At 74.8% G+C, this 21,177-nt stretch carries 18 protein-coding genes and 1 riboswitch; of the genes, 5 read left to right on the top strand and 13 right to left on the bottom strand.

Features of this window, described 5'->3' with window-relative positions:
• The first annotated feature begins 191 nt into the window (after window positions 1-191).
• Window positions 192-434 carry an RNA-binding S4 domain-containing protein gene (locus RF647_RS04160; protein WP_031283177.1) on the top strand — a complete coding sequence of 81 codons (243 nt, stop codon included), beginning with the start codon at window positions 192-194 and terminating at the stop codon, window positions 432-434.
• On the opposite strand, the gene RF647_RS04155 is transcribed toward RF647_RS04160, so the two are convergent.
• The gene (locus RF647_RS04155; protein ID WP_368810637.1) at window positions 418-1,104 is read right to left on the bottom strand and encodes an alpha/beta hydrolase; all 687 of its coding nucleotides are present in this window, start codon (window positions 1,102-1,104) and stop codon (window positions 418-420) included. The genes RF647_RS04160 and RF647_RS04155 overlap by 17 nt on opposite strands.
• Window positions 1,105-1,185: 81 nt before the next feature.
• On the opposite strand from RF647_RS04155, the gene RF647_RS04150 reads away from it, so the two are divergent.
• Window positions 1,186-2,067 carry an SGNH/GDSL hydrolase family protein gene (locus tag RF647_RS04150; protein ID WP_368810636.1) on the top strand — a complete coding sequence of 294 codons (882 nt, stop codon included), beginning with the start codon at window positions 1,186-1,188 and terminating at the stop codon, window positions 2,065-2,067.
• Window positions 2,068-2,100: 33 nt separating this feature from the next.
• Here RF647_RS04150 and RF647_RS04145 read toward each other — a convergent pair whose 3' ends face one another.
• Together RF647_RS04145 and RF647_RS04140 are read right to left on the bottom strand one after the other, a co-directional pair.
• On the bottom strand, window positions 2,101-3,285 hold the full coding sequence (locus RF647_RS04145; protein WP_368810635.1) for a homoserine O-acetyltransferase: 1,185 nt from the start codon (window positions 3,283-3,285) through the stop codon (window positions 2,101-2,103).
• A complete protein-coding gene (locus tag RF647_RS04140; protein WP_368810634.1) occupies window positions 3,282-4,694 on the bottom strand; it encodes a bifunctional o-acetylhomoserine/o-acetylserine sulfhydrylase in 1,413 nt (470 codons plus the stop codon). The genes RF647_RS04145 and RF647_RS04140 overlap by 4 nt, the downstream gene beginning before the upstream one ends.
• Window positions 4,695-4,770: 76 nt before the next feature.
• A riboswitch (SAM riboswitch) is annotated at window positions 4,771-4,886 on the bottom strand.
• Between the two features lie 142 nt (window positions 4,887-5,028).
• Between RF647_RS04140 and RF647_RS04135 the strand changes: the two genes are divergently transcribed.
• Window positions 5,029-5,667: a VOC family protein gene (locus RF647_RS04135; RefSeq protein WP_368810633.1), complete on the top strand. Its 639-nt coding sequence runs from the start codon at window positions 5,029-5,031 to the stop codon at window positions 5,665-5,667.
• Between the two features lie 23 nt (window positions 5,668-5,690).
• On the opposite strand, the gene RF647_RS04130 is transcribed toward RF647_RS04135, so the two are convergent.
• Window positions 5,691-6,470 (bottom strand): CPBP family intramembrane glutamic endopeptidase, encoded by a 780-nt coding sequence (locus RF647_RS04130; protein ID WP_133410485.1) that lies wholly within the window; start codon window positions 6,468-6,470, stop codon window positions 5,691-5,693.
• Between the two features lie 114 nt (window positions 6,471-6,584).
• On the opposite strand from RF647_RS04130, the gene RF647_RS04125 reads away from it, so the two are divergent.
• Complete coding sequence (locus RF647_RS04125) at window positions 6,585-8,756, top strand: S9 family peptidase (RefSeq protein ID WP_368810632.1); 2,172 nt, start codon at window positions 6,585-6,587, stop codon at window positions 8,754-8,756.
• A gap of 104 nt (window positions 8,757-8,860) precedes the next feature.
• Here the strand turns inward: RF647_RS04125 and RF647_RS04120 are convergent, their stop codons facing one another.
• The 4 genes from RF647_RS04120 to gatC form a co-directional block, all read right to left on the bottom strand.
• A complete protein-coding gene (locus RF647_RS04120; protein ID WP_368810631.1) occupies window positions 8,861-9,973 on the bottom strand; it encodes an NAD(P)/FAD-dependent oxidoreductase in 1,113 nt (370 codons plus the stop codon).
• A gap of 130 nt (window positions 9,974-10,103) precedes the next feature.
• Entirely contained in the window at window positions 10,104-11,618 is a 1,515-nt protein-coding gene (gatB, locus tag RF647_RS04115; RefSeq protein WP_368810630.1) for an Asp-tRNA(Asn)/Glu-tRNA(Gln) amidotransferase subunit GatB, read from the bottom strand.
• Window positions 11,618-13,264, bottom strand: coding sequence for an Asp-tRNA(Asn)/Glu-tRNA(Gln) amidotransferase subunit GatA (gene gatA, locus RF647_RS04110; protein WP_368810629.1), 1,647 nt, complete (start codon window positions 13,262-13,264; stop codon window positions 11,618-11,620). Before gatA ends, gatB begins: the two co-directional genes overlap by 1 nt.
• Before the next feature lie 4 nt (window positions 13,265-13,268).
• Complete coding sequence (gene gatC, locus RF647_RS04105) at window positions 13,269-13,565, bottom strand: Asp-tRNA(Asn)/Glu-tRNA(Gln) amidotransferase subunit GatC (RefSeq protein WP_017833831.1); 297 nt, start codon at window positions 13,563-13,565, stop codon at window positions 13,269-13,271.
• Between the two features lie 138 nt (window positions 13,566-13,703).
• On the opposite strand from gatC, the gene RF647_RS04100 reads away from it, so the two are divergent.
• Window positions 13,704-14,270 carry a hypothetical protein gene (locus RF647_RS04100; RefSeq protein ID WP_206064044.1) on the top strand — a complete coding sequence of 189 codons (567 nt, stop codon included), beginning with the start codon at window positions 13,704-13,706 and terminating at the stop codon, window positions 14,268-14,270.
• 147 nt (window positions 14,271-14,417) lie between these two features.
• Here the strand turns inward: RF647_RS04100 and RF647_RS04095 are convergent, their stop codons facing one another.
• From RF647_RS04095 to RF647_RS04075, 5 genes are all read right to left on the bottom strand, one after another.
• Window positions 14,418-15,134 (bottom strand): transglycosylase family protein, encoded by a 717-nt coding sequence (locus RF647_RS04095; protein ID WP_368810628.1) that lies wholly within the window; start codon window positions 15,132-15,134, stop codon window positions 14,418-14,420.
• A 455-nt stretch (window positions 15,135-15,589) separates the two neighbouring features.
• A complete protein-coding gene (locus RF647_RS04090) occupies window positions 15,590-16,429 on the bottom strand; it encodes an inositol monophosphatase (RefSeq protein WP_368810627.1) in 840 nt (279 codons plus the stop codon).
• Window positions 16,430-16,431: 2 nt separating this feature from the next.
• Window positions 16,432-18,726 (bottom strand): NAD-dependent DNA ligase LigA, encoded by a 2,295-nt coding sequence (gene ligA, locus RF647_RS04085; protein WP_368810626.1) that lies wholly within the window; start codon window positions 18,724-18,726, stop codon window positions 16,432-16,434.
• A 57-nt stretch (window positions 18,727-18,783) separates the two neighbouring features.
• Window positions 18,784-19,770: a MaoC family dehydratase gene (locus RF647_RS04080; protein WP_368810721.1), complete on the bottom strand. Its 987-nt coding sequence runs from the start codon at window positions 19,768-19,770 to the stop codon at window positions 18,784-18,786.
• A gap of 2 nt (window positions 19,771-19,772) precedes the next feature.
• The gene (locus RF647_RS04075; RefSeq protein WP_368810625.1) at window positions 19,773-21,155 is read right to left on the bottom strand and encodes a 3-oxoacyl-ACP reductase; all 1,383 of its coding nucleotides are present in this window, start codon (window positions 21,153-21,155) and stop codon (window positions 19,773-19,775) included.
• Window positions 21,156-21,177 lie beyond the last annotated feature (22 nt).

Genomic DNA, 21,177 nt, shown 5'->3' with positions numbered 1-21,177 from the left:
GATTCCTCCAGGGTCTCGCCCGACCGCCGGCTGCGGACGCGCGTGGTGGGTGGTGTGGCCCGGCGGTGCGCCGGGCGGGGACCGGCCGTCGTCGGCCGTCACGAACGAGGACGCCGCGTGCGACGTCCTCGTCCCAGGGTAGCCAATTCCCGCCGTGCCCGCCGACCGCCGGGACCTGGGACAATGGGGGCATGACGACTCCCCAGCGGCCCGGCGGCCCCGACGAACTGCCCATCCGCGACGACATGATCCGGCTGGGCCAGGCCCTCAAGCTGGCGAACCTCGCCGAGGACGGGGCGCACGCCCGGGGCCTGGTGGAGGACGGTCAGGTCTCGGTCAACGGCGAGGTCGAGACGCGGCGCGGCCGGCAGCTGCACCCGGGGGACGTCGTCTCCGCCGGGGGCGCCTCGGTGCGCATCACCGCGGGCGGCTGACCGGGCGGTCCGGGTCCCCCAGCACCACCTGGGTGAGGTACTCGCGCACGTGCCCGACCTCCTGCGGGCTGATCCCGTGGCCGACCCCGGTGTAGTGCACCTTCATGACGTCGGCGTGCTCCAGCGCCCACTCGGCGGTGGAGTCGACGAGCTCCTGCGGGATGACCGGGTCCTGCGGGTCACGGCCCCAGAACATCCGCAGCGGCCGCTCCCGCAGCTCCTCGTCGGCGAACAGGGGATGTTCGCCGGGGACCACGAAGCCGGAGAGCCCGACCACGGCGGCGATCTCGCCCGGCATGTGGCGGGCGAGGGACGTGGCCATGGCCATGCCCTGCGAGAACCCCAGCAGCGTGGTGCTGGGGTGGTCCGCGGCCAGCTCCCGCAGCCACGCCGCGACGGGCTCCACGGCCTCGGCCACCCGGTCGAGGGAGAAGCTGAGGTCCGCGGCGAGCGGGAACCACTGGTAGCCGAACCCGGCGGGCTGGGGGGCGCGCACGGACGCCACGCTGAACTCGCCCGGCAGGGCCGGGACGAGACCCATGAGGTCCTGCTCGTGCGAGCCGTAGCCGTGCAGGAGCACGAGCAGCGGGGTGCCGGGGCGGGCGTCGGCGTCCCTGCTCCACACGGCGAAGGGGGTGGCGGTCCCGGTCGGGACGGTGGCGTCGGTCATGGCACCAGTGTGCCACCCGGTCCCGGGGTCCGCGGCGCGGGCGCGTGGACGCCCGCCGGGCCCGGTGGTAGACCGGGAGGCATGACCGAGACGACGCCGGGGCCCCCGGACACCGCACCTCCCGTCCACCCGTGGCGTCGCATGGTGGCGATCGGCGACTCGTTCACGGAGGGCATCGGGGACCCGGACCCCGGCTCCCCCGGCGGGCACCGCGGCTGGGCGGACCGGGTCGCCGAGGAGCTGGACCGCCTCGCCCCCGGCCTGTCCTACGCCAATCTCGCGATCCGCGGCCGGCTCTTCCGCCAGATCGTCGACGAGCAGGTGGGGCCGGCCCTGGAGCTGACCCCGGACCTCGTGACGGTCTGCGCGGGCGGTAACGACATGCTGCGCCCCGGTGGGGACCCGGACGGGATCGCCGAGGAGATGGACGACGTCGTGGGCCGGCTCGCGGCGGACGGGGCGACGGTCGTGCTGGTCGGCGGCCCGGACATCGGCGCCACGCCCGTGCTGCGCGGGATCCGGGGCCGGATCGCGGTCTACAACGAGAACATGCGCGTGGTCGCGTCCCGGCACGACGCCGTGCTGGTGGATCTGTGGGGGCTGCGGGAGCTCGCGGACCCGGCGATGTGGGACCCCGACCGGCTGCACTTCTCGCCCCTGGGCCACCACCGGATCGCGGTCGAGGCCCTCGACACCCTGGGCATCGGGCACGGCCTCGTGCCCGAGGTGGTGGCCGACCGCCCGCCCTCGTCCTGGCGGCAGGCCCGCGGCGAGGACCTCGTCTGGGCCCACCGCTACCTGCGCCCGTGGGTGGCCCGCCGGATCCGGCGCACCAGCTCCGGGGCGCAGGTCCGGCCGAAGCGGCCGCACTTCGGCACCCCCACCGTGCCCGGCGGCGGCGTCGCGCCCGGCGAAGGACCCGGGGAGGCACCCGGCGACGGCCGAGGGGCCGCCGACGGCTGAGCGAGCGGGAACGGCTGAGGACCCCGTCCCGGCTCAGCGCGCGGGCAGCACGGTCTCCACGAGCAGCTTGCCGAGCTGGGGCGCCTCGATGAGGAAGCCGTCGTGGCCCGAGGGCGAGGTCAGGGTGTGCCGCCGGACGGCCCCGGGCAGCGCGGCGGCCAGGACGTCGGACTCGCGGGGCAGGTAGAGCCGGTCGGAGTCCACCGCCGCGACGAGCCACTCGCACGAGGTCACGGACAGCGCCTCCTCGAGCGTGCCGCGGCCCCGGGCGACGTCGTGGGACATGAGCGTCTCGTTGACGGCGAGGTAGCTGTTGGCGTCGAAGCGGCCCGCCAGCTTGGACGCCTGGTGGTCGAGGTAGCTCTCCACCTGGTAGCGCCCCCGCCCGCCGGCGTGCGTGTCGATGACCTGTTCGTCGGCCTGCGGCGAGCGCCCGAACCGGTGGTGCAGCTCGTCGGCCGAGCGGTAGGTGATGTGGGCGATCCGCCGGGCCAGGCCCAGGCCGGTGACGGGCAGCGGGCCGTCGTAGTAGTCCCCGCCGCGGAAGTGCGGGTCCTGGCGGATCGCGAGGTTCTGCGCCTGGCCCCACGCGAGCTGCTCGGCGCTGGACTGGGCGCACGCGGCGACCACCGCGCACGCCCGGACGCGGTCCGGGTGGGTCACGGCCCACTCCAGGGCGCGGGCCCCGCCCATGGAGCCGCCGATGACCAGGCGCCAGGCGTCGATGCCGAGGGCGTCGGCCAGCGCCGCCTCGGCGTGCACGGAGTCCCGGACGGTGATGAGCGGGAAGCGGGAGCCCCAGGGGCGGCCCTCGGGGTCCACGCTCGGCGGCGCGGGGGTCGCCGGGCCCGTGGACCCGTAGCAGCCGCCCACGATGTTGGTGCAGACCACGAACCACCGGTCCGTGTCGATGGCGGCGCCGGGGCCGATCAGGCCCTCCCACCAGCCGCCGCTCTCGGCGGCGCGCCGCTCGGCCTCGGGGGCGCCGGGGCGGGCCCGGCCGGCCGCCACGTGGGTGTCCCCGGTGAGGGCGTGCTCGACGAGCACCGCGTTGGAGGCGTCCGGGGCGAGCGTCCCCCACGTCTCGTAGGCGATCCGGACGTCGGGCAGCCGGAAGCCCGACTCGAGCTCGAGCTCGCCGATCCCGGCGACCCGCGGCACGCCGTCCTCGCGGACGGCGGTCCCGGCGCCGGCGCCCCTCACGACCGTCACGGTCACTCCTGTCCTCCCTGCGCGGCCGCGGCCGCGGCGAAGCCCTGCTCCAGGTCCGCCAGGATGTCGTCGATGTGCTCCAGGCCCACGGACAGGCGCACGAAGCCGGGCTCCACGCCGGCGGCCAGCTGCTCCTCGGGCAGGAGCTGGCTGTGCGTGGTGGACGCGGGGTGGATCACGAGGGAGCGGACGTCGCCGATGTTGGCGACGTTCGAGTGCAGGGTCAGGGCGTCCACGAAGGCGGCCCCGGCCTCCCGGCCGCCGTCGAGGACGAAGCCCAGGATCGACCCGGCGCCCCGGGGCGCGTACTTCTGCGCCCGCTCGTGCCACGGGGAGGACCCCAGCCCGGCCCAGGACACCGAGCGCACGTCCTCGCGGGCCTCGAGCCAGCGGGCCACCGTCCCGGCGTTGGCCACGTGCCGCTCCATCCGCAGGGACAGCGTCTCGATGCCCTGCTCGATGAGGAACGCGTTGAACGGGGAGATCGCCGAGCCGAGGTCGCGCAGCAGCTGCACCCTGGCCTTGAGGATGTAGGACAGGTTGACGCCGAAGGGCCCCTCCGCGCCCAGGGCCTCGGCGTAGACGAGGCCGCCGTAGGACTCGTCCGGCTGGTTGAAGCCGGGGAAGCGGTCCGGGTAGCGGCCGTAGTCGAAGGCCCCGGAGTCCACGATCACGCCGCCGATGGCCGTGCCGTGCCCGCCGAGGAACTTGGTGGCCGAGTGCACCACGACGTCCGCGCCCCAGCGCAGGGGCTGGATGAGGTAGGGGGTGGCCACGGTGTTGTCCACGATGAGCGGGACCTCGTGGTCGTGGGCGATCCCGGAGACCGTCTCGATGTCGAGGACGTCGTTGCGCGGGTTCGGGATCGTCTCGGCGAAGAAGGCCTTCGTGTTCGGCCGGACCGCCCGCCGCCACGCCTCGGGATCGTCGGCGTCGGACACGAAGGTGGTCTCGATGCCGAGCTTGGGCAGCGTGAACTTGAAAAGGTTGTAGGTCCCGCCGTACAGGCTGGGGCTGGCCACGAGGTGGTCGCCCGCGCCGGCGACGTTGAGCACGGCGAACGTCGTCGCCGACTGCCCCGCGCTGAGCATGAGGGCGCCCACGCCGCCCTCCAGGGCGGCGATCCGGTTCTCCACGACCTCCGTGGTCGGGTTGCCGATCCGCGTGTAGATCGGGCCGAGCTCGGCGAGCGCGAAGCGGTCGGCGGCGGCCTGGGCGTCGGGGAAGACGAAGGACGTGGTCTGGTGGATCGGCAGGGCGCGGGAGCCGGTGACCGGGTCGGGGCTCTGCCCCGCGTGGATCTGCCGGGTCTCGAAGGCCCAGCCCCCGGGGTTCTCGGGGGTGGGGCGCTCGGCCGCGGCCACGTCGGTGCTGGCGGCGGAGGCGTCGGTGCTGGAGGCGGGGAGATCGGACATGCCGTGGGACTCCTTGTGGATCTCAGGGGTCCCGTCCCGGCCGAGGCGGTGCGGCCGGGAACGGCCGGGCGCCGGGGACCCGCGCTTGCTCGCTCGCCGGTCGCGAGGAGCCTGGTCTTCACCCAGGGCACCCCACCGCGGTGGAGGGTTGCCGGCCAGCTAGCTGGGGCTTGGACGCTGGCGCTCATGACCTGGACAGCATTCTCCGGATCAGGCCCGCACGGCGTCAAGCCGGGGCCGGGCGTGACGCACCGGCCGGGGTGTCGCCCGCACGGTGCCCGGCGCGCCGCGGACCGATTTGGAGACGAAACTCACAGGGTGCCACGATGTGCCCATGAGAGTCGACCACGTGTCCTACGCCTGCCGCCCGGAGGGCCTGGAGGCCACCACCGAGCGCATCGCCGACCAGCTCGGGATCGAACCGGTCAAGGGCGGGGTGCACCCCCGTTTCGGCACCCGCAACATGATCCTGCCGCTCACGAACCACCAGTACGTGGAGGTCGTCGAGGTCCTCCAGCACCCGGCGGCGGAGAAGGCGCCCTTCGGCCAGGCAGTGCGCGCCCGGTCCGCCGCCGGCGGCGGCTGGCTGGGCTGGGTCGTGGAGGTCGAGGACCTCGCCCCTTTCGAGCAGCGCCTGGGGCGCCGCTCCGTGCCCGGCCACCGGGTGTTCCCGGACGGCCGGTGCCTGGAGTGGCACCAGATCGGCGTCAAGGGCCTGATCGCCGATCCGCAGCTGCCGTTCATGATCCACTTCGACTCCGCCCCGGAGATGCACCCGTCCCAGGCGCGGATCACGGACGTCGGGCTCGCGGGGATGGCCATCGCCGGAGCCCCGGAGCGGGTCACCGAGTGGCTGGGCGCCCCCGTCGAGACCGCGCTCGAGGACCTCGAGGTCGACTGGCGCTATCCGGACGGCACGCCCGGGGTGCTCTCCGTCACGTTCAGCACCCCGGACGGCGCCGTCACGATCTGAGGCCGAGCACCGCGGGGTGAGGCTCAGCCCAGCAGCCGGGCGGCCCCGAGGAAGCCGACGGCGTCCAGCAGGAAGTGCGCGACGACGAGGGGCATCACCCGGCCGGTGCGCCGGTAGAGCTCCGCGAAGACGAGGCCCATCACCACGTTGCCGAGGAAGGGCCCGATCCCCTGGTAGAGGTGGTAGCTGCCGCGGAACAGCGCCGTGACCACCAGCACCACCGGCCAGCTCCACCCGATGCGGGTCAGTCGGTCGGTCAGGAACGCGACCACCACGACCTCCTCGACCAGGGCGTGGCGCACGGCCGAGAGCAGCAGCACGGGCACCGTCCACCAGTGCGCGGCGAGCCCGGACGTGGTCACCTCCGCGGTGACGCCCAGGGCCCGGCCGGCGCCGTAGAGCGCCAGCGTGCCCAGGCCCATGAGCAGGAAGAGCACGGTGCCCAGGCCCAGGTCCGGGAGGGGCATCCGGGCGTCGAGGCCGATCCGCCGGCGGACCGTGCCCAGCGCGCCGGCGGAGCCGGCGAGCAGGTAGAGCGCGAGCAGCACCGGAACCAGGTCCAGGGCGATCCCGGTGAGCTGGCGCAGCAGGTCGATGAGGGGCTGCGGGCTCAGCGGCGGGTTCATCGTGGCCTGCGCCTCGGACAGCGGTCCGCGCGCCAGGTGCTCGGCGAGGGACAGCACCGCCCAGAGAGCCGAGGCGCCCAGGGACACCCCGAGCACCAGGAGCACCTGCAGCCACAGGTCGGCGCGGGTGGAGCCGAAGGCGGGCGGTCGCGGGGCGAGGTGGGCGGGGGTGCTCATGCGGCCATTCTGGCACCGGCCCGCCGGCCGCCCCGCGCACCCCGCGCCGGGCGCCCCCCGGGCCCGCCCGGACCGCTCCTCCCCGCCTGGGACGTCTTCCCTAGGATGGGGACCATGACTGTTCTTCCCCCGCAGATCCGCCAGCAGCCCGTCGAGCGCGCCTTCCACGGTCACGTGTTCTCCGACCCGTACGAGTGGATGCGGGACAAGGACTCCCCCGAGGTGCTGGCCCACCTCACCGCTGAGAACGAGTACGCGGAGTCCGCCACCGCCCACCTCACGGGCCTGCGGGAGACGATCTTCGGGGAGATCAAGGACCGCACCCAGGAGACCGACCTGTCCGTGCCCAGCCGGCGCGGCGCCTGGTGGTACTTCGCCCGCACCGTGGAGGGCGGCGCGCACCAGGTGTTCTGCCGGGTCCCGGCCGTGACCACCGGCGACGTGATCGCGGACTGGACCCCGCCCGTCGTCGAGCCCGGCACCCCCATGGCCGGGGAGCAGGTGCTCCTCGACGCCAACGCGGAGGCCGCGAAGCACGAGTTCTACTCCCTGGGCAGCTTCGACGTCTCCGAGGACGGGGAGCTGCTGGCCTGGGCCGAGGACGTCACCGGCGACGAGCGCTTCACCCTGCGGGTCCGGGACCTCACCACGGGGGCGCTGCTCGCCGACGAGATCCCCGGGACGTTCTACGGGTCCTTCCTCACCCCGGACGCGCGCGCCGTGTACTACACGGTGGTGGACGAGTCCTGGCGCCCCCACCAGCTGCGCCGGCACGAGCTGGGCACCCCGGTGGCCGAGGACGTCGTCGTCCACGAGGAGGCCGACCCCGGTCTGTGGCTCGGGGCGGGCCTGTCCGCGGACCGGCGCTGGATCGTGGTGGAGGCCATGTGCTCCGAGTTCTCGGAGCAGCTCATCCAGCCGGTCGCGGACCCGGCCGCGCCGCTGCGGGTGGTGCTGCCCCGCACCGACCGGGTGCTCTACGAGGCGGAGCCCCTGCTGCTGGACGGGCGGGAGCAGATCCTGCTGACCCACGACCACGAGGCCCCGAACTCCCGGATCTCCCTCATGGACCCGTCCGACCTCGGCCGCCCGGTCGCGGAGGTGGCCCTGCGCGACGTCGTGCCGGCCTCCGGCACGGTCCGCGTCAACGGCTGCGCCGTGACGGCCACCCACCTGGTGGTCTCCGTCCGGGCGGACACCACGCTGCGGGTCCGGTTGCTCCCGCTCGCCGGGCTGGGAACGGACGCCCAGGCCGCCCCCGTGGAACCGGCCTTCGCCGAGGAGCTCTACACCGCGAGCGTCTCCGCCGCGGAGCACGACGCCCCCGTGGTGCGCCTGTCCTACACGTCCTTCACGACGCCCCCTCGCGTCTACGACCTCTTCGTGGCGGGCGCCACCGGGGACGACGGCGCGCTGCCCGCCGAGCCGCTGCTGCGGCGCGAGGCCACGGTGCTCGGCGGCTACGACCCCGCCGACTACGCGGTGGAGCGGGACTGGGCCACCGCGGCGGACGGGACCCGCATCCCCGTCTCCCTGGTCCGCCGCGCCGACCTCGACCCCTCCGTGCCGGCACCGGTGCTGCAGTACGCCTACGGCTCCTACGAGCACAGCACCGACCCCGCGTTCTCGGTCTCCCGGCTGTCCCTGCTGGACCGCGGCGTGGTCTGGGCCGTGGCCCACGTGCGCGGCGGCGGGGAGCTGGGGCGGACCTGGTACGAGCACGGCAAGAAGCTGCACAAGACGAACACGTTCACCGACTACGTGGCGGTCACCGAGCACCTCGCCGCCCGGCCGGACGTCGACGAGCGGCGGATCCTGGTGATGGGGGGCTCCGCCGGTGGCCTGCTGGTGGGCGCGGTGCTCAACCTCGCCCCGGAGCGGTACTGCGGCGCGCTGGCGGCGGTGCCGTTCGTGGACCCGCTGACCTCCATCCTCGACCCGTCCCTGCCGCTCACGGCCCTGGAGTGGGAGGAGTGGGGCAACCCCATCGAGGACGCGCACGTCTACGGGTACATGCGCGACTACTCCCCCTACGAGAACGTCCGGCCGCTCCCCTACCCCCCGGTCCTCGCGGTCACGAGCCTCAACGACACCCGGGTGCTCTACGTGGAGCCCGCCAAGTGGGTCGCCGCGCTGCGGGAGGCCTCGACCTCCGGCGAGCCGGTGCTGCTGCGCTGCGAGATGGCCGGGGGCCACGGCGGCGCCTCGGGGCGGTACTCGCAGTGGAAGGACACGGCCTGGGAGTACGCCTGGGTGCTGGACCGGATGGGCCTCGCCGGCGCCTGACCCGGGCCGGGGGGTTTCGCGCGCGGCCTGCCCCCGCCGGGGATCCGCGGCCGAGCGGCACGGCACCCGACGGCACGGGACCCGCCGCGCCGGACGCCCGGGGCTCAGCGCCGGAAGCGGCCCGGGTCCAGGGCGGCGACCGTCTCCCGGGAGCACCACGGGCCCACCGTCCCGTCCAGGAGGACGTCCGCGGCCGCCCGGGCCATGGCGGCGCTGGTCTGGAACCCGTAGCCGCCCTGGCCCGCCAGCCACAGGAGTCCCGGAACGGCGGTGTCGACGCCGCACACGGGCACGCCGTCCGGGGACTCGGTGCACAGACCGGTCCAGGCCCGCTCGATCCCCGTGGCGCCGAGGGAGGTCACGGTGTTGGGCCGCCCCAGGAGGTCCTCGACGTCCTCGAGCACCGGCTGCGCGTCGCAGGGCTCGCTCGGCACGGCCTCTGACGGGGAGACGAGCGCGCCGTCCCCGGCCCGCCGGTAGTACCAGCCGGAGTCCGCGGCGACGACCATGGGGTGGTCCGGGGCCAGCGGCTTCGCGAGCCGTACGATGGCCGCGGTGCGCCGCAGCGGGCGCAGGCCCAGCGGGGCCGCGCCGAACAGGCCCGCCACCTCGTCCGCCCAGGCGCCCGCGGCGACGACCACCTGCCGGGCGCGCAGCCGGTGCGGGCCAGCCGCGACCCGCCAGCCGGCGCCGTCGGGCTCGGCCGCGGTCACCGGGGCTCCGGTGAGCAGCCGGGCGCCCGCGGCAGCGGCCCGGTCGCGGTGCCAGGCCACGAGCGCGGCGGCGTCGGTGCGCACGGAGGTGCTGTCGAGGCGCCCGGCCTCGACCGCGTCCGCCGAGGAGCAGGCCAGCTCGGGGCACAGCTCCACGAGCTCCGCCCGGGACAGCGGCCGAGTCCCCGGGGCGGCCTCGGCGCGCAGCCGGGCCTCGGTCCCGACGAGCACCATGCGGCTGGGCCAGGCCAGGGGCCGTGGCGGGGCCGGGTGCGGGTCGAGCAGCCGGGCCACGGTCGCCCCGGTCAGCTCCCGGACGGGGGACGGGCCGTAGCTGGGGATCAGCTGCTCCGCCGAGCGCGCGGAGGTGTGGTGGGCCAGGACGGGCTCGGTCTCCGCGAGCACGGTCCCGGCCCCGCTCCCCCGCCGCTCGGCCAGTTCCGAGGCCAGGGACAGTCCGGCGATGCCGCCGCCGATGATGAGCACGTCGCACGCAGGGTCCATGCGCCCATGCTCGCACGCCGCGCAGCGAGGGGTCGCGTCCTGCCGGAACCCTTTGCTGATTTCCACAGGAGGCGACCCCTCGGTGTTCCGCGCCGGCGCACGCGGTCATGTGCGGGCGCGCGGGCGGCGGTCAGCCCTGCACGCCGAGCTTCTCCAGGATCAGCTCGCGCACCCGGCCCGCGTCGGCCTGGCCGCGGGTGGCCTTCATGACGGGGCCGATGAGGGCGCCGACGGCCTGGACCTTGCCGGCCTGCACCTTCGCCACGACGTCGGGCATCTGCGCCATGGCGTCGTCGATCGCCGCGGTCAGCACGGAGTCGTCGGAGACCACGGCCAGGCCGCGCCGCTCCACGACCTCCGCGGGCGGGCCCTCACCCTCCAGGACGTGGGCGAGGACCTTCTTGGCGAGCTTGTCGTTGATCTTCCCGGCGTCGATGAGCCCGTTGAGCTCGACGACGTGCTGCGGGGTGACGCCGAGCTCCGCGATCTCCACCTCCCGCTGGTTGGCCAGCCGGGCGATCTCGCCCATCCACCACTTGCGGGCCACGGCCGGGGCGGCGCCGGCGGACACGGTCTGCTCGATCTCGTCGAGGACCCCCGCGTTGACGACGTCCCGGAACTCCTCGTCGGAGAAGCCCCAGTCGGTCTTGAGCCGCTTCCGGCGCTCGGCCGGGGGCTCGGGCAGCTCGGCCCGCAGCCGCTCGATCCACTCGTGGTCGGTGACGACCGGCACGAGGTCGGGCTCCGGGAAGTAGCGGTAGTCGTCGGCGTCCGACTTGGGGCGCCCGCTCGTGGTGGAGCGGGTGTCCTCGTGCCAGTGCCGGGTCTCCTGCACGATCGTGCCGCCGGAGTCGAGGACCGCCGCGTGGCGCTGGATCTCGAAGCGCACGGCGCGCTCCACGGCGCGCAGCGAGTTCACGTTCTTCGTCTCGGAGCGGGTGCCGAACGTGGCGCTGCCCTTGGGCATGAGGGACACGTTGGCGTCGCAGCGGACGTTGCCGCGCTCCATCTTCGCGTCCGAGATCCCGAGGTTCTTCACGATCTCACGGATCAGGGCCACGTACACGCGGGCCAGCTCGGGCGCGCGCGTGCCGGCGCCCACGATGGGCTTCGTCACGATCTCGATGAGCGGGACGCCGGCGCGGTTGTAGTCGACCAGAGAGAAGTCCGCGCCCTGGATGCGCCCGGCGGCGCCGCCCATGTGCGTGAGCTTCCCGGCGTCCTCCTCCATGTGGGCGCGCTCGATCTCGACCGTGAACACGGTCCCGTCCTCCAGCTCCACGTCGACGGAGCCGTTCTCGGCGATCGGCTCGTCGTACTGGGAGGTCTGGAAGTTCTTGGGGGTGTCCGGGTAGAAGTAGTTCTTCCGGGCGAAGTGGGAGACCGGGCGGATCTCGCAGCCCAGGGCGAGCCCGAGCTTGATCGCGGACTCCACGGCCACCCGGTTCACTACGGGGAGCACCCCGGGCAGGCCGAGCGAGACGGGGGTGACGTTGGTGTTCGGCTCGTCCCCGAAGACGTTGGGGGCGGCGTCGAACATCTTGGTCCGGGTGTTGAGCTCCACGTGGACCTCGAAGCCCAGCACGGGGTCGTACTTCTCCATGGCCTCGTCGAAGGACAGGACCTCTTCGGTGCTCCGGTTCATCAGCGGGCTCCTCCCCGGACGGGTGCGGACAGATCGGACGCGGCGGGGCCGCCGGCCAGGTCCCGGACCAGGGCGGCGGTGTCCGGCAGCCGCTGCCAGAGCGGTCCGCCCCAGCGCTGCTCGAGCAGGGCCTCCAGGCCGGCGCCGGCGCGGTAGAGCCGGGCGTCCTGGCGGGCGGGGGCCATGAACTGGATGCCCACGGGCAGTCCGTCCTCGGGGGCGAGGCCGCCGGGGACGGAGAGCGCGGGGACCCCGGCCAGGTTGGTGGGGATGGTGGCGATGTCGTTGAGGTACATCTGCATGGGGTCGGCGGACTCGTCCACGGCGCCCCGCTCGAACGCGGTGGTCGGGGAGGTCGGGGAGACCAGCACGTCCACCTGCTCGAACGCGGCCGCGAAGTCGCGCTGCACGAGGGTGCGGACCTTCTGCGCCGAGCCGTAGTAGGCGTCGTAGTAGCCCGCGGACAGCGCGTAGGTGCCCAGGATGATGCGGCGCTTGACCTCGGCCCCGAAGCCGGCGGCGCGCGTGGAGCCCATCACGCGCTCGATGGTCAGGGGCCCGTCCTCGGGCAGCACGCGGTGGCCGAAGCGCACGCCGTCGTACTTGGCGAGGTTCGAGGAGACCTCGGAGGACATGATGAGGTAGTAGGCCCCCAGGGCGTACTTGAAGTTCGGGGTGGAGACTTCCACGACCTCGGCGCCCGCGGAGCGCAGCAGCTCCACGGCCTCCTCGAAGCGCTGCTGGACGCCGGGCTGGAAGCCCTCGCCCGTGAGCTCCTTGACCACGCCCACGCGCAGGCCCGCCAGCCCGCCCTCGGCGGCGCCGGCCCGGGCCTGGGCGGCGAGGTCGCCGACCGGGTCGGGCAGGGACGTGGAGTCCTGGGGGTCGTGCCCGCCGATCACCTCGTGCAGCAGCGCGGCGTCGAGCACCGTACGTGCCACGGGGCCCACCTGGTCCAGCGAGGAGGCCATGGCGATCACGCCGTAGCGCGAGACCCCGCCGTAGGTCGGCTTGACACCCACCGAACCGGTCAGGGCCGCGGGCTGGCGGATGGACCCGCCGGTGTCCGTGCCCAGGGCCAGCGGCGCCTGGAACGCGGTCACGGCGGCGGCGGACCCGCCGCCGGACCCGCCGGGGATGCGGGACAGGTCCCACGGGTTGGCGGTGTCGCCGAAGGCGGAGTGCTCGTTGGAGGATCCCATCGCGAACTCGTCGAGGTTCGTCTTGCCCAGCAGCGGCATCCGGGCGGCGCGCAGCCGCCGGGTCACGGTGGCGTCGTAGGGGCTCATCCAGCCCTCGAGCATGCGGGACGCCGCGGTGGTGGGCTGCCCCTTGGTGACGATGAGGTCCTTGACCGCGATCGGCACGCCGGCGAGCTCGGGCAGCTCCTCGCCGCGGGCGCGGGCGGCGTCCACCTCGGCGGCCACGGACAGGGCCTCCTCGGTGTTGACGTGCAGGAAGGCGTTGAGCCCGGTCCTGCCGCGGCTGCGGTCGGCCGGGTCGACGGGCTCGCCGTCGGTCTCCCGGATGCGGTCCAGGTGGGACTGGACGGCGTCGACGGAGGTGATCTCGCCGACGGCGAGCCGGCGGGCGAGCTCGGCGGCGGAGAGACCGACGGGTCCCTGGGGCGTTCCGGTGCTGCTCATGCGGCTACTCCTCGTCCAGGATCGCGGGCACCTTGAACTTGCCCTCGGCGGCGTCCGGTGCGTTGAGCAGCGACTCCTCGGCGGTGAGGGTCTCGCCCACGACGTCCTCGCGGAAGACGTTCTGCAGCGGGATGGGGTGGCTCGTGGCCGGGACGTCCGGACCGGCGGCCTCGCTGACGGACGCGACGGAGTCGACGACGAGGTCGAGCTCCTTCGCCATGGACCGCAGCTCCTCCTCGGTCATCTCGATGTGCGCGAGCTTCGCCAGGTGGGCGACCTGCTCGCGGGTGATCGCAGACATGCGCACTCCTGCTCGTGATCGGGGGTGGTTTCCGGTCCAGTCTAGCCGCGCGGCACCCCCCTCCTTCCCGGCCGGAGGGGGCCCCGCAGGGGCATACCCTGGAGGGACGCACCGACCACCGCACAGGAGCACCCGGACATGGCCAAGAGCACCCCCGCCCGCACGAAGAAGGACCGAGGCGCCAAGAGCGGGCGCCCCGGCGCCCGCTCCGGGAAGGCCGCGCGCGCGACCTCCGCGACGGACGCCGCCAACGCGTGGCGCCAGCGGGTCAGCAAGGACGCCGCCGCGACGATCGACACGGTCATGGCCCACGTCCAGGCCGTGGCCGAGCAGCAGCTGGGGCAGCACGGGGCGTTCCCCCCCTTCCTCGTCACCGCGCGCAAGGACGGCGAGTACGAGCTCGACAGCCTGCCGGCCGAGGACGCCGAGGAGCTGAGCCCCGAGGCCGCCCTGGACGCCCTCCGGGCGCGGGCGGTGGAGCTGCGGGACGACCTCCTCTGCGCCGCGGTCGCCTTCCCCGTGACCCTGCCGGACCGCTCCGGGCAGACGGCCGTGGCCGTGGAGACCCAGCACCGGGAGGGCGAGTCCCTGACGGTGATCCAGCCGTACCGGGTCAAGGGCGCGGAGCGCTCCGTGAGCTTCGGCGACGCCGGGGCCGAGCCCGCCGAGCCGTGGCTGTGGACCCGGCCCGAGCGCACGCCGTGAGCTGAGCGGACACGCGGCGCCGTGAGCTGAGCGCACGCGCGGCGCCGTGCCGGTGCCCGCCGGGCACGCGAGAGGGCCCCTCCGATCGGAGGGGCCCTCTCGTGTGCTCTCGCGCGGCGCGGCCGCGCGGTGCCTGTCCGGTGGGGATCAGGCGGGGATGTTCAGCACCTGGCCGGGGAAGATCAGGTTCGGGTCGGCGATGGTGCCCTCGTTCGCGGCGGCCAGGGCCTCCCAGCCACCCTCGACGCCCAGCTTCTCGGCGATGATGGAGAGCGTGTCGCCCTCGACCACGGTGTAGTCCTCGCCGGACACGGCGGCCGGGGCCACGACGGCGGCGGGGGCCACGTACTCGACGACCGGGGCCACGACGGCGGCCGGGGCCTCGACGGGAGCGGCCACGGGGCCGGGCTCGGGGGCGGCGACCGGGGCGGGGGCCGGAGCCTCGATCGGGGCCGGGGCCTCGACGGACTGCGGGGCCACGGACGCGGAGCCCATCGGGTTGGCGGAGGGAGCGGCGGAGCCGGACAGGCCCAGCTTCGCGGAGCAGGCGGGCCACGCGCCCCAGCCCTGGCCGTCGAGAACGTTCTCGGCCACGGCGATCTGCTGATCACGGGAGGCGTCCTGCGGGGCGCCCTGGCCACCGAAGGCGGCCCAGGTGGAGGGGGTGAACTGCAGGCCGCCGGAGAAGCCGTTGCCGGTGGCGGTGTTCCAGTTGCCACCGGACTCGCACTCGGCGAGGGCGTCCCAGGTGGAGGCCGGGGCGGCGTTGGCAGGGAGGGCCATGGCGCCCACGGCGGTCCCGCCGAGGATCAGAGCGGCGGCACCGCGACGGACGTTGCGACGAACAGCGAAAGCGTTGGTCATGATGCTCCCTGGGCCACCTGCGCTCGTTTCCGTCCCCGGATGTCTTCGCGCCGTCGTCTACCCGTCAAGGTGTTGGTGGGTAAGTGCTTACAGGTGTCTGCCCTTCAGACGACGTGCGGTGTTACGGCAGCACCCAGCATGGTGTGGTGGCGCGCCGGGAGTCGGACTCCAGGCACACCGGATCCCCGGAGGAATCCTCGGGGAAGCTGTTTATCACGATAGCGTAACGATTTTCGTTGCGCTACCCCTTTCGGCCCGTCGTGATGTATCACACGTTCGCGGTCTGCAGGGGTGCCGGCCCGTGAAGGACGCCGGCGCCGGAGTTCGCACTCCGGGAAGCGGAGGGCATGCCCTCGGGAAGAACGCTTCGAAGGTCACGCTATGGCAACGTTTTGGTCTCGGTCAAGTGACGAGAGCCATCTCACACCGTCGGCGGGCCGGGCCCCGGCCCGCGCTCAGCCCGGAATGCCGCGCTCGCGTGCGGTGATCCAGGCCGCGAGGCGGTCGGCGGCCGGCACCTCGCCCGCCGCCGGGGAGGGCAGCTCCGGCCGGGTCACGAGGGCGCCGGCCTCTTCGGCGATGAGCGCGCCGGCGGCCCAGTCGTGCTCGTGCAGACCCTGCTCGCCGTACCCGTCGAGCGCGCCGTCCGCGACCATGCACAGGTCGAGGGCCGCCGAGCCCAGGCGCCGCATGTCCGTGTACTGCCGCATGGTGGCGAGGAAGGCCGGGAACTGGCGCTCGCGCCGGTCGGCGTCGAAGGAGAAGCCAGTGCCGTAGAGCCGGCCCGCCCGGTCCGGCACGGGACCCCCGAGCCGGCGGGACGCGCCGTCCTCCTCCACCCACGCGCCGGCCCCGCGCACGGCGAAGTAGGTGCGGCGCAGGGCCGGGGCGTTGACGGCGCCCACGAGCCAGTTGCCCTGGGCGTCGGCGGCGGCCACGGACGTGCAGTAGTAGACGATGCCGCGGATGAAGTTGGTGGTGCCGTCGAGCGGGTCCACCGACCAGCGGATCCCGGAGGGGTGCTCCGGCCGGTGCGTGCCCGACTCCTCGCCGGTGACGGTGTCGTGCGGGCGGCGGTCCAGGATGGTGCGCAGCACGGCCTGCTCGGCGGCGACGTCGAAGCGGGTGACCCAGTCCCCCTCCCCCGACTTGCCGGTGACGCCCAGCCGGCCGGCGTCGCGGCCCCGCAGGACCTCCGCCCCGGACTCGGCGGCCGCCAGGGCCAGCTCCAGCAGCTCCTCCAGGTGGGCGCCGGTCGGACCGAGGCCCTCCAGCGCGTCGTCGTGGCGTCCCATGCTCAGGCCCCGTTCTCGTCGTCCGTACCGTTCTCCGTGCCGTTCTCCGTGCCGGCCGGGGCGTCCTCGGAGGTGCTCCCGGCCGCGCCGGCGAGCGCGTCCGGCCCCTCGGCGAGGAGCCGTTCGAACCCGGTTTCGTCGAGCACGGTCACCCCGAGCTGCTCGGCCTTGTCCAGCTTGGTGCCGGCGTTCTCGCCCGCCACCAGGAAGTGCGTCTTCTTCGACACGGAGCCGGAGGCCTTGCCGCCGCGCACCAGCACCGCCTCCTTCGCGGAGTCGCGGCTGAAGCGCTCGAGAGTCCCGGTGATCACCACGGTGGTGCCCTCGAGGGTCCGCGGCACGGACTCGTCCACCTCGTCCTCCATGCGCACGCCCGCGGCCGCCCAGCGCTCCACGATCTCCCGGCGCCACGGCTCGGCGAACCACTCCGTGAGGGCCGCGGCGATCACGGGGCCCACGCCGTCGGCCTGGGCCAGGGTCTCCTCGTCGGCGTCGCGGATGGCCGGCAGCGAGCCGAAGGCCGTGGCCAGGGAGCGGGCCGCGGTCGGGCCGACGTGCCGGACGGACAGGGCCACGAGCACGCGCCACAGCGGCTGCGCCTTGGCCTTCTCGAGCTCCTCGAACAGCTTGCGGGTGGTGGCGGTGGGCTCGGAGGGCTTCTTGGCCGTGCCCTTCGTCCAGAAGTAGGGCACGAGCTCGGTCTCGCCCGTGGGCGTGCCGCGCGACTTCTTCTCCCGCCGGATCCGCACCTCGCGCAGGTCCTCGGGGGTGAGGTCGAACAGGTGCGCCTCGCTGGTCAGCGGCGGGGTCTCCGGCTCGTCGGGCCGGGTCAGGGCGAGGGCGGCCTCGTAGCCGAGGGCCTCGATGTCGAACGCGCCGCGGCCGGCGGCGTGGAAGACCCGCTCCCGCAGCTGGGACGGGCAGCTGCGGGCGTTGGGGCAGCGGATGTCGACGTCGCCCTCCTTGGCTGGGCGCAGCTCCGTGCCGCAGGACGGGCAGTGGGTGGGCATCACGAACTCGCGCTCCGTGCCGTCCCGCAGCGCCACCACGGGCCCCACGATCTCGGGGATCACGTCGCCCGCCTTGCGCAGCACCACGGTGTCCCCGATGAGCACGCCCTTGGCCCTCACCACGTCCTGGTTGTGCAGGGTGGCCATCTCCACGGTGGACCCGGCGACCCGCACCGGCTCCATGAGCCCGAACGGGGTGACCCGCCCGGTGCGGCCCACGTTGACCAGGATGTCCTTGAGCCGGGTGTGCACCTCCTCGGGCGGGTACTTGTAGGCCACGGACCAGCGGGGCACCCGGGAGGTGTGCCCGAGCCGGAACTGGGTGCGGCGGTCGTCGACCTTGACCACGATGCCGTCGATCTCGTGGATGAGGTCGTGGCGGCGGCGGCCGTACTCCTCGATGAACGCGAGGACGTCCTCCGTGGAGGGCAGCACGCGGTAGTACGGGCTGACGGGCAGGCCCCACCGCTCGAGCAGCTCGTAGACCTGGGACTGGGTGTCGGCGTGCAGGCCCGTGGCGGCCCCCACCCCGTGCACGTACATGGACAGCCGGCGCCGGGCCGTGACCGCCGGGTCCTTCTGCCGCAGCGAGCCCGCCGCGGCGTTGCGGGGATTGGCGAAGGGCGCCCGGCCCTCGGCCACGATGGCGTCGTTGAGGGCGCGGAAGTCGCGGGAGGAGATGAACACCTCGCCGCGGATCTCCACCTCCTCGGGGACGTCCTCCCCCGTGAGCACGGTGGGGATGGTCGCGATGGTGCGCACGTTGTGCGTGACGTCCTCGCCCGTGGTGCCGTCCCCCCGGGTCGCCGCCCGCACGAGCTCGCCGTTCCGGTAGAGCAGGTTCACGGCCAGCCCGTCGATCTTCAGCTCGGTGAGCCACGCGGACTCCGGGGCGTCCGGCAGCGCCTCGATGGAGGCGGAGGCCTTCGCCAGCCAGGCCGTGAGCTCGTCGATCGAGAAGACGTCCTCGAGGGAGTACATCCGCGCGAGGTGCGTCACCGGCGCGAACGCCGCCGAGACCTCGCCGCCGACCTCCTGGGTGGGCGAGTCGTTGGCCACCAGCTCGGGGTGCAGCGCCTCGACCTCCTCGAGCCGCCGGTAGAGCTCGTCGTACTCCGCGTCCGAGATGGTGGGCGCGTCCTCGACGTAGTAGGCGGTCCGCGCCGCGCGCACCCGGTCCACGAGCTCCGCGTACTGCTCCTTGAGGTCCTCGCTGGGCGGGGCGGGGTTGAGGTCCTGGCCCGTGGCGTCGACGGGTCGTGCGTCTGTTCTGTGCTGTGGGCTCACCCGACCATTGTGGCCCACGCGCCGGACGGGACCGCCGACCGGGCCCGCGGCGGCGGGTCAGCCGTCCAGCCGCGCCATCGTCCCCGTGAAGTTCGGGCGCCTGCGCCGCGGGTCCCACCCGGCGAAGCGCGAGCCCCGCCAGCCGGGGCCCCGGCCGTCGTCGGTGATTGCGACCGCGACCGTGCCCGGGAGCAGGACCGGGGCCGCGAACTCCACCGTCCAGCGGAAGGGCGTCCCGGGCGGCACCCCGACCTCGGCGAGGGCGCGCGAGGCGGAGTACATGCCGTGGGCGATGGCGCCCTTCATGCCGAGCGCCCGGGCGCTCGGGCCGGAGAGGTGGATCGGGTTCCAGTCCCCGCTCACCGCGGCGTAGTCCCGCCCCGTGCCGGCCGCCAGCCGCCAGTGCCCGGTCGGCGCCGGGGGCACGAACTCCTCGCGCGGGGCGTCGTCGGCCGCCCCGGGCACGCGCACGCCCCGGGCGAGGTAGGTGGAGCGGCCCGTCCAGACGGTCTCGCCGTCCCGGCGCGCGAGGCGGGAGACGACGTCGACCTGCGCGCCGGAGCGGTGCGGGCGCAGCCGCTCGGCGGTGGCGGTGACCGTGAGGTGCTCCCCGACCGCCGCGGCCCCGCGGTGCCCGACCTCGTTGGCCAGGTGCACCATGCCGAGGACCGGCAGCGGGAAGTCCGGGCGGGTGAGCACGCTCATGGCCACGGGGAACGCCAGGGCGTGCAGGTGCCCGGAGAAGGCCTCGGTGCCGCCGGGGCCCTCGCGCGGCGGCGCCCCGACCGCGCGGCAGAACGCCTCGTGCCCGGCGGGGTCGACAACCACGTCCTCGACGACGTGCGCCACCGCCGGCAGCACGAGCGGGGCGTCGCCGGTGCCGCGGCGCAACCCGGCCGGCCGGCCGGGCAGCCGGCGCGGCACCCGGTCGGTGAGGGCGCGCGGGAGCAGGTCCTCGGCCGCCCCCGCCGCCGCACGGGCGTAGAGCCCGCCCAGCGAGGGGACGCCGGGCAGGACCACTGTCTCGTGCCGGTCGGCGGCCATGCTCACGCCCCCATCAGGTTCTGGCCGCACACGCGCAGCGTCTGCCCGTTGACGCCGCCGGCGGCGTCCGAGGCGAGGAACAGCACGGCCTGGGCCACGTCCTCCGGCAGCCCGCCCTGCTGCAGGGAGTTCAGCCGGCGCGCGACCTGGCGGCGGGCCGCCGGGATCCGGGCGGTCATCTCCGTCTCGATGAACCCGGGGGCCACGGCGTTGATGCTGCCGCCGCGCCGGGCCAGCAGGGGCGCGGTGGCGGCGACCATCCCGATCACCCCGGCCTTCGAGGCGGCGTAGTTGGTCTGGCCGCGGTTGCCCGCCACACCGCTCGTGGAGGCCAGGCAGACGATCCGCGGCGCCTCGCCGAGGCCCTCCCCCGCCAGGAGCTGGTCGTTCATCCGCAGCTGCGACTCGAGGTTCACGGCCAGCACCGAGGCCCAGCGGGCCTCGTCCATGTTGGCCAGCAGCTTGTCCCGGGTGATCCCGGCGTTGTGCACCACCACGTCCAGGTGCCCGAAGCGCTCCCGGGCGAGCCCGAGGATCCGCTCGCCGGCGTGCTCGTCCGTGACGTCGAGCTGGAGGGCCACGGCGTGGATCTCGTTGGCGAGGGCGGCCAGGGGCTCGCCCGCGGCGGGGACGTCCACGACGACGACGCGCGCGCCGGCGCCGGTGAGCGTGCGGGCGATCTGCGCGCCGATGCCGCGGGCGGCGCCGGTGACGGCGGCGACCCTGCCTCGCAGGGGGGCCTCCCAGTCCGCGGGCAGGGCCCCGGCGTCGTCGCCGACCGTCACGAACTGCCCGGAGACGAAGGCGCTGCGCCCGGAGAGCAGGAACCGCAGGGCGCCCAGCACGCTGGGGGCCTCCGGGGGGACGCCCTCGGCGAGCAGGACGCCGTTGGCGGTGGCCCCGCCGCGCATCTCCTGGGCGGTGGAGCGCAGCAGGCCGACGACGGCCTGGCGGGCCGCGGCGACGGCCGGGTCGAGCGGCTCCGCCGCCGCGGGCGTGGCCGAGGCCGCGCCCGTGCCGATGCCCGGCGCGGGCCGGGACACGGTGACCACCCGGCCGCCGGGGGCGAGCGAGCGCAGCGCCCCGCCCAGGCCGAGCGCGGGCTCGGCCAGCTCGGCGGGCCGGGCGAGCTCGGTCAGGGCCAGCACGACCGCGCCGAAGCGGTGGACGTCGTCGGGGTGGCGGCGCACGTCGAGGTCCCAGCCGAGCAGGGCCGCGGCGATCCGGTCGGCCTCCTCCCCCCGCCCCAGCACGAGGACGGGACCGGGCACGAGCGGGTCCCCGGCGCGGTGGCGGCGCAGCCGGGCGGGGGCGGGCAGCCCGAGCTGCCGGGCGAGCCGGCCGCCGGGGCCGGAGCTGACGAGGTCGAGATAGGTGTCTGCCATGGGGGTGGGGTCCTTGCTGCGG

Origin of the sequence: Kocuria sp. CPCC 205263 (assembly GCF_040981075.1) — a bacterium.
Lineage (GTDB): Bacteria > Actinomycetota > Actinomycetes > Actinomycetales > Micrococcaceae > Kocuria > Kocuria rosea.
This window is presented reverse-complemented; position numbering and strand designations above follow the sequence as displayed.

Bases quoted from the DNA above. Each gene is read 5' to 3' on its own strand.
- RF647_RS04120 (WP_368810631.1), bottom strand. From the start codon at position 9,973: ATGGACCCTGCGTGCGACGTGCTCATCATCGGCGGCGGCATCGCCGGA.
- RF647_RS04155 (WP_368810637.1), bottom strand. From the start codon at position 1,104: ATGACCGACGCCACCGTCCCGACCGGGACCGCCACCCCCTTCGCCGTG.
- RF647_RS04150 (WP_368810636.1), top strand. From the start codon at position 1,186: ATGACCGAGACGACGCCGGGGCCCCCGGACACCGCACCTCCCGTCCAC.
- RF647_RS04125 (WP_368810632.1), top strand. From the start codon at position 6,585: ATGACTGTTCTTCCCCCGCAGATCCGCCAGCAGCCCGTCGAGCGCGCC.
- RF647_RS04130 (WP_133410485.1), bottom strand. From the start codon at position 6,470: ATGAGCACCCCCGCCCACCTCGCCCCGCGACCGCCCGCCTTCGGCTCC.
- gatA (WP_368810629.1), bottom strand. From the start codon at position 13,264: ATGAGCAGCACCGGAACGCCCCAGGGACCCGTCGGTCTCTCCGCCGCC.
- RF647_RS04095 (WP_368810628.1), bottom strand. From the start codon at position 15,134: ATGACCAACGCTTTCGCTGTTCGTCGCAACGTCCGTCGCGGTGCCGCC.
- RF647_RS04140 (WP_368810634.1), bottom strand. From the start codon at position 4,694: ATGTCCGATCTCCCCGCCTCCAGCACCGACGCCTCCGCCGCCAGCACC.
- gatB (WP_368810630.1), bottom strand. From the start codon at position 11,618: ATGAACCGGAGCACCGAAGAGGTCCTGTCCTTCGACGAGGCCATGGAG.
- RF647_RS04080 (WP_368810721.1), bottom strand. From the start codon at position 19,770: ATGGCCGCCGACCGGCACGAGACAGTGGTCCTGCCCGGCGTCCCCTCG.
- RF647_RS04160 (WP_031283177.1), top strand. From the start codon at position 192: ATGACGACTCCCCAGCGGCCCGGCGGCCCCGACGAACTGCCCATCCGC.
- RF647_RS04090 (WP_368810627.1), bottom strand. From the start codon at position 16,429: ATGGGACGCCACGACGACGCGCTGGAGGGCCTCGGTCCGACCGGCGCC.
- RF647_RS04100 (WP_206064044.1), top strand. From the start codon at position 13,704: ATGGCCAAGAGCACCCCCGCCCGCACGAAGAAGGACCGAGGCGCCAAG.
- gatC (WP_017833831.1), bottom strand. From the start codon at position 13,565: ATGTCTGCGATCACCCGCGAGCAGGTCGCCCACCTGGCGAAGCTCGCG.
- RF647_RS04135 (WP_368810633.1), top strand. From the start codon at position 5,029: ATGAGAGTCGACCACGTGTCCTACGCCTGCCGCCCGGAGGGCCTGGAG.
- RF647_RS04075 (WP_368810625.1), bottom strand. From the start codon at position 21,155: ATGGCAGACACCTATCTCGACCTCGTCAGCTCCGGCCCCGGCGGCCGG.